The 9,855-nt window shown below is 45.7% G+C and carries 6 protein-coding genes and 1 tRNA gene; 3 read left to right on the forward strand and 4 right to left on the reverse strand.

Annotated features, from left to right (window positions below):
• From ACP5N5_RS03635 to ACP5N5_RS03650, 4 genes are all read right to left on the reverse strand, one after another.
• Positions 1-1,813, reverse strand: a 1,813-nt coding sequence (locus ACP5N5_RS03635; protein WP_428133045.1) for a DNA-directed RNA polymerase subunit A', incomplete at its 3' end; no start/stop codon positions are given.
• A gap of 71 nt (positions 1,814-1,884) precedes the next feature.
• Positions 1,885-5,334, reverse strand: a complete 3,450-nt coding sequence (locus ACP5N5_RS03640) for a DNA-directed RNA polymerase subunit B (RefSeq protein ID WP_428133048.1) — start codon at positions 5,332-5,334, stop codon at positions 1,885-1,887.
• Between the two features lie 59 nt (positions 5,335-5,393).
• Complete coding sequence (locus tag ACP5N5_RS03645) at positions 5,394-5,645, reverse strand: DNA-directed RNA polymerase subunit H (protein ID WP_012609043.1); 252 nt, start codon at positions 5,643-5,645, stop codon at positions 5,394-5,396.
• A gap of 125 nt (positions 5,646-5,770) precedes the next feature.
• A tRNA-Ala gene (locus tag ACP5N5_RS03650) sits at positions 5,771-5,844 on the reverse strand.
• Positions 5,845-5,995: 151 nt separating this feature from the next.
• On the opposite strand from ACP5N5_RS03650, the gene ACP5N5_RS03655 reads away from it, so the two are divergent.
• From ACP5N5_RS03655 to ACP5N5_RS03665, 3 genes are all read left to right on the forward strand, one after another.
• The gene (locus ACP5N5_RS03655; protein ID WP_042666802.1) at positions 5,996-7,180 is read left to right on the forward strand and encodes a Cdc6/Cdc18 family protein; all 1,185 of its coding nucleotides are present in this window, start codon (positions 5,996-5,998) and stop codon (positions 7,178-7,180) included.
• 17 nt (positions 7,181-7,197) lie between these two features.
• Positions 7,198-7,767, forward strand: coding sequence for a DUF99 family protein (locus ACP5N5_RS03660; protein WP_428133040.1), 570 nt, complete (start codon positions 7,198-7,200; stop codon positions 7,765-7,767).
• Between the two features lie 104 nt (positions 7,768-7,871).
• Positions 7,872-9,764: a phosphoenolpyruvate carboxykinase (GTP) gene (locus ACP5N5_RS03665; RefSeq protein ID WP_428133042.1), complete on the forward strand. Its 1,893-nt coding sequence runs from the start codon at positions 7,872-7,874 to the stop codon at positions 9,762-9,764.
• Positions 9,765-9,855 lie beyond the last annotated feature (91 nt).

Here is a 9,855-nt window from a genome sequence, read left to right on the forward strand (position 1 = left end):
TCCCGTAGTCTTCACCATACTCCTTTATAAGCCAGTGAACTAGACTCTCTGGCTCCTCCCTCCCAATACTCGCCTTATCCAGTACGCCCTCAAGTAGTACGCCGTTCCTGATTATTACGAGGCTGTCGTGGGGGCAATCCTCATCAATACACCTTAATGCTGCAGCGCTCCCGATCTTCGAGTTCCTCTTGTAGTTGAAGTCCTTTGGGAGGAATAAGGAGACAAGCTGTTTACCGGTCCAGAGAGCGCGGGGCTTTAAGATTGCAGGCTCAGGTAACTCGCCCTTATAACCTGTCGAAGAGAGTAGGTCTACTACATCGTCTTTATCCAGCAGTGTGGTCTTGCTGGTGAGGATATATGCTCCACTTATATAGTCTTGTAGACCACCTATTATAGGGCCTCCGTAACGTGGTGTGAGAATATGTCTCTCAACCAACATTAGTAGCCTTGCCTCAGCCCTGGCCTCCTCGCTTTGAGGTACATGTAGGTTCATCTCATCTCCATCGAAATCGGCATTGTATGGTGGGCATACGAGTAGGTTCAGCCTGAACGTCTTATATGGTAAGACCCTTACAACATGAGCCATAACAGATATCCTATGTAATGATGGCTGCCTATTGAACAATACTATATCTCCATCCATTAAATGCCTCTCTACTATGAAGCCCGACTCCAGTGATTCAGCAGCTGCCTTCCTATCCACGAATTTCAGGCTTATTTTCCTCCCATCCGGTCTCACTATGTAGTTTGCTCCAGGCCATTTCTCTGGTCCATTCAACACCAGCTTACGCATTTCCTCGATGTTCCACGGCGTCACCCTCTCCGGTATTGTGAGTATCTTGGCAACGTCCTCGGGAACGCCGACCTCGTTTATGCTTAGGCTTGGATCGGGACTTATAACGGTTCTAGCCGAGAAATCTACTCTCTTACCTCTTAAGTTATTCCTGAACCTTCCCTCCTTGCCCTTCAGCCTCTGTGCTATACCCTTCAATGTCTTTCCACTTCTATGCTTAGCAACCGGTAATCCTGGGGCCTCGTTGTCAAAGTACGTGGTTATATGGTATTGAAGTAGTTCCCATTCATCCTCTATGATCGCGCTTGGTGCTCCCCCCTCAACATGCTCCCTGAGCCTGTTATTTATCCTTACTATGTCAACAAGCTTATGTGTTAAGTCGTCCTCGCTTCTTATGCCTGTCTCTAAGAGTACTGATGGTCTCACGCTTCTAGGGGGTACTGGTAGTACTGTTAGAACCATCCATTCGGGTCTGGTATCATTCGGGTCTCCGCCAAGTAGTTTCACATCGTCATTCGGTATCTTCTCGAGTCTTCCACGCACCTCGCTTGGTGTTAGCTTTAAGAGCCCTCTCTCGGTTTGTTCATAGAATGTGTGGGGCTTCTCCAACTTTACCTTGTACTGCTTGGCACCGCAATGTGGACATGTATCCGCTGTGCTCGCCCTCCGCCTAATGTATTCGTGGAACCTCTTAATTAAGTAGGGCGCTCCGAGTTCCTGGAGATCGCTTAACAACCTCAAGTACTCGCCCTTCTCCTCCTCCGGTATCTTGAGTCTCCCGCAGTTTCTACATGTCGCCTTCAAATATATAAGTATCTGCTTTGCAAATCCAGCGTGTATAACGGGTTTAGCTAGCTCTATATGTCCGAAGTGACCTGGGCATGAATCCCTTGTATTACCGCAGATTGGACATGTTTCACCGGGCTCGATAGCTCCTAGTCTCCTATCCATTACGCCGCCATCTATAGGGGAGCCATCGTTATCATATACCTCGGAGGAGAAAATCTGGGTAACACTCATCTTCCTTATCTCGTCTGGCGAGAGTATCCCGAATTTTATACGTGATATCCTATTGGTAACTATCTTTGAGCTCACTTACCACCACCCCTTGTAATGTCCTCAATTAGTAGACGAGGCCTTATGCCCATGCTCATTAACTCCTGAAGCAGTAGTTTAAACGCGTATGAGACCTCAACGGGTTTCAATACTCCTTTCTCCTTATGTATTGGGCACACGAATTTACCTTTGTTTCTATCATACCAACCCATCGAGCCGCATAGCTCGCATACATAAATTATAGTTGAGTCACTTCTATCCGTCATAGCCTCCTTGAGTAACAATGCAGAACCGTGCCCAATAAGGCAGTCAACCTCCATCTCACCCCATCTTAATCCACCGGCCCTTGAACGGCCTTCAGTGGGTTGCCTGGTTAGTATTTGGACTGGCCCCCTGGCTCTGGCATGTATTTTATCGCTTGCCATGTGGTGTAGTTTCTGATAATATACTATACCTATAAACACCGGTGTCTTGATTAGCTCCCCTGTGCGACCATCGTACATTGCCTCCTCGCCTGTATACGGATAACCATGTCTCCTCAGTATTATCTGGAGGTCTTCTATAGGGGTCTTATAGAAGGGGGTTCCATCAATGATGCGTCCCTCGAGGGCTGCTGCTTTCCCAGCTATGCTCTCCATCAACTGGGCTACGGTCATTCTGCTTGGGAATGCATGTGGATTAATTATCAGGTCCGGCGTTATGCCTTCCTCCGTGAAAGGCATATCGTATTGTGGTAGCAGCAAGCCGAGTACTCCTTTCTGCCCGTGCCTGGATGCAAACTTATCTCCTAGCTCCGGTATCCTGAGATCCCTTACCCTAACCTTTATTAGCTTATTCCCCTCGCTATCCATTGTGATTAAAACGGTGTCAACTATACCTTTTTCCTCATGCCTCATGACTATACTTGTATCCTGACGTGTGAGTCCCCCTGCTTCGTATTCCTGGGTACTGAGGAATCTAGGAGGGCTGACCTTACCTATTAATACATCCCCGCCTGACACCTGTGTTTCAGGGGCCACGATCCCGTCTTCCTCTAGTTTCTCATACGCCTTCTGCCCCCTATATCCCCTTACATTGGTTGATGGAATAGTTATCTCATCCTGTATTCCTCCAGGATACTTGTACTCAACGGTCGTGTATAGCCTGAAGAACGTGGACCTTGCTAATCCCCTTTCAACACTACTCCTATTCATTATCAATGCATCCTCCATGTTGTATCCGGTGTACGTTAAGACAGCGACAACCATGTTTTGCCCAGCTGGCCTCTCATTATAGCCTATCACATTCATCATTCGTGTCTCTACCAGTGGTCTCTGGGGATAGTGTAGGAAGTGTCCTCTTGTATCCATTCTTCTCTGGAAGTTCGCCGCGTATAATCCAAGGCTTTGCTTAGCCATTGCCGACTGATACATGTTTCTAGGACTCTGGTTGTGCTCTGGGTATGGTATAATCGAGGCGGTTATTCCAAGTATCGCGGGTATCCATATTTCCAGGTGTGTATGTTCAGCCGTGACATCACTGGGTTGCAGCGCTATATAGGCGTTTTCCTCTTCATCTGGATCCAGGTACTCTACTATACCTTGCTTGACGAGGTCTTCGAAGGTTAGTTTTCCTTCACTGAGTAATTTAACATGCTCTCTTGTCAGCTTGGGTACTCCGTTTTCAATAACTATTAATGGTCTCCGTATCCTTCCAGAATCAGTGTTTACCACTACTTCCTTGATATATTTATTGCCTATGTAAGCTACATTGACTTCGCTGCTTATTTTCCCGCTTCTCCTCAGCGATCTAATGGTCCTTGCTAATTCCTCTCCATCCTTATGGTAACCTATTAGTTTACCATTCAGGAATACCTTGCACCATCCGGAGTATTTCTCGCTTATTTCACTGGCTTTAGAGACATCCTCACTAATCATATCTATGAGACCCTTATGGATCTTCCCGTCTATAGTACGCGTTGAGACGATAGGTACTACACCAATCCTGTATAGTAGTGCTTCAATCTCCTTGTCATCTATTCCGACACTAACATTAGTCATCAATGCCAGGTTTTTAACAAGTCCTATGTTAGCTCCCTCTGGTGTTTCAAACGGGCACATTCTACCCCATTGCGTTCCATGTAGCTCTCTTGCCTCGAAATGTGGTTGCCCTCTTGCCAGTGGGGAGACAACTCTCCTTAAGTGGCTCAATGTACTCAGCATGTTGGTTCTATCAAGTAGCTGGCTCACACCTGTCCTGCCGCCGGGCCAGTTTCCAGTGGCCATCGCATGTTGGATTCTATCCGTTATTATGCTTGGCTTGAACACCATTTTTAAATCTATTTTCTTGGTTTTAGCGAGTTGTTTTTCTATCCCTTCCTTTATCTCTCTAGCGAAACCCATCATTGCAGCTCTTAGGAGCACTGCAAGCATGTCGCCGGCGAGTTTCAGCCTCTTGTTTCTATAATGGTCTTTATCATCTGGCTCCCTATAATCTAGCTGCAGCTCTATTATCCTTGATATCATCTGTCCTATGAAGACGGCTTTCTTAAGCCTTGTTTCAGGAGAAGAGTCGATGCCTATATGTGGTAGAAGCCTTTCATCAAGGAGCCTCTCCGCTCTCAGTATTCTCTCTTCCCTGGGTCTCCCAATGATGAATTTCGAGGCAATGAAGTCTAGTGCCTCCTCTATAACCTTCCTCCTGTATTCCTCCTTGAGCCTCCTTACCTCCTCCTCACTAGCGCCCTCTGGTATTTCCAGCTTGGGGAGTATTTCCTGTACCTGGAGTATGGAGGGGAGTAGATAGGTTTGTATCTCCGGCTTCAGGCTAGTGGAATATAGTATTTCCGCCTCACTGGCGAGTCCCAGGGCGATCATCAGTATAAGGGCTGGGAACTTATGTCCTTGGAAACTAGCGTAGAAGACTCCATCCTTTCTCCTTTCAATAATTAGTTGACTCCTCCGTCCTCTTGACACACTGGTTACCTTAGCTACATGTGTTACGCTGCTTCCCTCCTGCATGACATCGACGATGATATTGTTGCTTGCCAGATCCTCCTGGGCCACTATAACTTTCTCGCTTCCATTAATTATGAAGTAGCCACCTGGGTCCCTGGGATCCTCTCCATTTTCGATAAGCTCCTGTGGTGTTAGCTTACTTAATGGGTCGATGCTCGATTTCAACATTACGGGTAGATCCATTAGCTTCAGTTCCTGCTCCCTAGTGTAGCCGCTTTCATCCTCTATCCTTACTGATACATATATCGGGGTAGCATAGGTTAAATTCCTCAGGCGGCACTCCATAGGGGTTTTAGACTCCTCTATCCCTTCTACACTGGTCCATTTAGGAGAATCTATCCTGTATTTCTCGATGACGAGTTTTATTTTATTCGTTATTATTATTTCTTTGAACTCCTCGAGGATGGATGGAAGGATCTCCTTTATAAACCTCTCGTAACTATCCAGGTGCTGTCTAACAAGCCCCTTTTCCTCGAAATACTTTCTCATTACAATCCATAAATCATCTGGTGACAGTGTTTCCTGACTACTAATATTCAATCAGGGATTCACCTCGTGACATCAACTATCACATACCTATAGGTAACGAACTCTCCGGCTGTAGGGCTCTTCCTTATTATTCTAACAATATCGCCTGGCCTTGCACCAATAGCTTTAATTACTGGATCGTTGATCGATATCCACGGGAGTTGCCACGGCTCCACGCCCAGCTTTTTCAATACCTCATATGCCTCTTCTGGTGTTAGGGTTTCATGCTTCGGTACTAACTCGTGTTCCAGGATATTGATTTTCTTATTCATAAGTAAACACCCAAAGCTATATATGTTCTATACTTTTTTCTAAACCTATTTCTAGAAATCGTTAAACGATTTTTAAAGATAATGCCCATTATATCAACTCATTTTTTCCACTATTGGGAAAAAAGTGGACCGGCCGGGACTTGAACCCGGGACCTCTCGGATGCCAACCGAGCGCTCTTCCAGGCTGAGCTACCGGCCCACCGCTTTTAGATTAATGATTCAAGGGGTTTTAAGATTTTCCTAGGCAGTTGCTCTCAGGGAAAAAATAAATATTTGAAGGGAGATATGGGATGTCTAGTATTATTTATAGCTATAGTGTTTAACCGTATCAAAGCTTATGGGTGTGTATCTTGGCTGATATCATCGACGAGCTCATTAGGAAGCGAGGATTTGCATCAAGGATATTTAGGAACAGAGAGGTCCTCCACCCAGACTACATACCTGATACTCTGCCCCATAGAGAAAACGAGATCAGGAGGCTTGCAGAGCATCTTCTTGTTTCTGCACAGGGTATGAGGCCCAGTAATGTCCTAATCTATGGTTTAACAGGTACTGGTAAAACCGTTGTGGTGAAGTATGTCGTATCCAAGCTCAAGGAGAAGGCATCATCATTGAATAAGAGGCTTGACTACGCTTATGTTAACACGAGGAAGCTTGACACAACCTATAGGGTGATAGCTAGTATAGCTCAAAGCATCGGGTTAAGGGTGCCCCACACCGGGCTAGCGATAAGTGAAGTATATAGAAGATATATTAATGCGTTGGATAGCTGGGGAGGCCTCCACATAATCGTCTTAGACGAGGTGGATTACTATGTTAAGCGTGAAGGAGATGATCTAATATACAAGCTTGTGAGAGCCAATGAGGAATTAAGCAAGGCTAAGATAGTCTTGATCGGTATAACAAACGACGTCAACTTCGTCGAGAACCTTGATCCAAGGGTTAGGTCTAGTATGGGGGAGATAGAGATGGTTTTCCCGCCATATAATGCCGAGCAATTATTCACCATATTGAAGCAGAGGGCTGAACTAGCGTTCAATCAGGGCGTAATAGAGGATGGTGTGATATCATACTGTTCAGCCCTGGCTGCGAGAGAACACGGAGATGCCAGGAGAGCGCTGGATTTACTCAGAGTGTCCGGTGAAATAGCTGAAAGAGAAGGTGCTGAGAGGGTTACAATAGAGCATGTGAAGAAAGCCACCCTTGAGATCGAGGAGGGCAGGATATATCAGAGCGTCGTCACGCTACCTCTTCACCAGAAGCTCGTGTTGAAGAAGATAGTGGAGCTTGTTGAGGCCAAGGAATCCACGACAACCGGGGAAGTATATACAGCATACTCCAATATAATGAGGAACCTTAAATACGAGCCGCTCTCTCTGCGCAGGATCAGTGAGATTATTTCACAACTAGATATGATGGGACTGATTATCTCAGAGGTGGTTAATAGAGGCAAATATGGTATCACGAGGATAATAAAGATAAGAAAGGATATGCTCCCAGTCATTAAGGATGCATTAAAGGATGTTGAAGCATAGCCCTCAAGTGTTTCATAATGACTAAACACTGTTGTATCATAGAGGCCTATGACGACGGGTTTTTCCCTCCCGAATTCAAGGGCGGGAGGGGAGACACCTTTATAGTAGGGGTTAAAACCAGTGGTTTCAGAGTTCTCGATATAGCTGTTTCAAGAGTACTTGTCGACGGTGGAGAAACATATAAGAGGATAGTGGAGATGTCGGGGCTTCTAAACGGTGAACTCATAATGCTTGACGGCGTAACTTATGCAGGGTTCGATGTCGTAGATCCCTTTCTACTTCACAGCGAAACAGGGAAGCCCGTTGTAGCGGTTCAACTATATCCCTTAAACCTTGAGAGGGTTAGGTCAGCATTGCTAAAGCATTTCCCAGATGGGGAGGAAAGGTTTAGGGTGGTGAGGAATTATTATGAGAGTCTTATCCCAATTGAGACGGAGTGGAGAATAATACAGGTAATGGCTGTGGGAATAGATCTAGGTAGGGTAGTAAGAGTCTTAAGGCATGTATGTATATATAGCCCTGAGCCAGAGCCCCTTAGAATAGCTGATAAGATAGCGTCCTCTCTCTCGAAACTATTCATCTCCTAGTCCAGGGGAACACGGGTTACAACCGAAAGCCTCGCCCTTTAGGACAGGGATGAGGTCAGATGTTTTATTAGTTTTGTAAATATATTATGATACGGGGAACATATATGGATACTTACATGAATGATATGCTTACCCGTCTCTCCAGATATGCTAGCAGAGAATCCATTGAGAGAATCTCGAGGATAAATAATAGAAAACTCATTGAATGGATTACAGAGGTTGCGGAGCTTCTCGAGCCCAGCTCCATATTCGTTAACACTGGTACAAAGGAGGATCTAGAGTATATTAGGAGACGGGCTATTGAGAAAGGAGAGGAGATACCCAGTAAATACAATCCGCTCCACACGGTTCACTTCGATGGCGTGTTTGATTTAGCAAGGGATAGGGAGAATACTAGGATTCTCACTGTGGGTGGTACATCTATCTCGATGATTAATACCAGGGATAGAGAGGAGGGCTTGAGGGAACTTAGGGAGATATATAAGGGTATAATGAAGGGTAAGGAGATGTATATAGGGTTCTACTGCTTCGGTCCAAAAGATTCATCGTTCACACTCTACGGTGTTCAGGTGACTGATTCAGCGTATGTCATGCATAGTGAGAATATACTCTACAGGGTATGCTACGATGTATTTGTTGAGAAAGGCGAGTCACTAAGATACATGAGGTTCCTCCATAGTACAGGAGAATTAAACGAGTATGGATGGAGTAAGAATGTGTCGAAGAGAAGGATCTACGTGGATCTGTTGGAGAATATGACATACAGCGTTAACACCCAGTATGCTGGAAACACAGTGGGATTAAAGAAGCTCTCATTAAGGCTCTGCGTCTACCAGGGGTACAGGGAGGGATGGCTCTGCGAGCATATGTTCATAGTTGGAGTCAAGGGGCCGGGTGATAGAGTATCATATTTCACGGGCGCATTCCCAGCTGGATGCGGTAAGACCTCTACAGCATTAATAGCTGATACCGTGGTCGGGGATGATTTAGCAATAATAAGAAACGTTAATGGTGAGGCAAGGGGAGTGAACCCTGAAGTAGGCATGTTTGGAATAATTGATGGAGTCAACCCCGTGGATGACCCCGAGATATATAGTATACTTACATCTAGGGATACAGAGGTCATATTTACAAATGTCCTTCTAACAGAAGACGGTGAAGTATGGTGGAATGGTAAGACTAGTGAGCCCAGGAAGGGAATAAACTATGCCGGCGAATGGTGGCCGGGTAAACTGGATGAAAAGGGTAAGCCTGTACCACCATCTCATCCAAACGCCAGGTTCACAACCAGTATATTCTACCTGAGTAAGGTGGACCCCAGGATAAATGACCCTATGGGTGTACCGGTTCACGGTATGATCTTTGGCGGAAGAGACTCAGATACATGGGTGCCTGTGGAGGAGGCGTTTAACTGGGTTCATGGAATAGTCACAAAGGCTGCATCACTGGAATCCGAGAGAACCACGGCTGTGCTCGGCAAGGCCGGCGAAAGAGAGTTCAATCCATTTGCTATACTGGACTTCCTCTCAATATCACCAGGGGACTTCATAAACCTACACTTTAAATTCGGCGAGGAATTAACCAGAGAGCCGAGGATATATGGTGTCAACTACTTCCTCAGGGATGATAAAGGAAGGTACCTGACTGAGAAAGTGGATAAAAGAGTATGGTTAAAATGGATGGAGCTCAGGGCAAACAATGACGTGGATGCATTGGAGACTCCTACAGGCTTTATACCGTTGTATGATGACCTGGCTGAATTATTCAGGAGGGAGCTCAATAAGGAGTTTCCCGTGGAGCTATATGAGAAACTCTTCACGATAAGGGTGGGTAAGCACCTCGAGAAAGCGGAGAGAATATATAGGATATATTATGAGAAAACACCTGAAACACCCAGGTTATTCTTCGACACATTATTAGAGCATAAGAGAAGGCTTAAGCAGGCACTGGATAAATATGGCTCATTGATCCCACCGTCCAAGTTAGATAGGAGATGAAAGGAAAAAGATGGTTCACCGGTTTAAGGCGGGTAATGCGGGCCCGCCGGGATTTGAACCCGGGACCTACGGGTTAAAAGCCCGCCGCTCT

Source organism: Desulfurococcus sp., assembly GCF_049970475.1.
GTDB classification, from domain to species: domain Archaea; phylum Thermoproteota; class Thermoprotei_A; order Sulfolobales; family Desulfurococcaceae; genus Desulfurococcus; species Desulfurococcus amylolyticus.

What these genes read in the sequence shown, in the direction of transcription:
- ACP5N5_RS03665 (WP_428133042.1), top strand. Translation starts at nt 7,872, where the DNA reads ATGGATACTTACATGAATGATATGCTTACCCGTCTCTCCAGATATGCT.
- ACP5N5_RS03640 (WP_428133048.1), bottom strand. Translation starts at nt 5,334, where the DNA reads ATGAGAAAGTATTTCGAGGAAAAGGGGCTTGTTAGACAGCACCTGGAT.
- ACP5N5_RS03645 (WP_012609043.1), bottom strand. Translation starts at nt 5,645, where the DNA reads ATGAATAAGAAAATCAATATCCTGGAACACGAGTTAGTACCGAAGCAT.
- ACP5N5_RS03660 (WP_428133040.1), top strand. Translation starts at nt 7,198, where the DNA reads ATGACTAAACACTGTTGTATCATAGAGGCCTATGACGACGGGTTTTTC.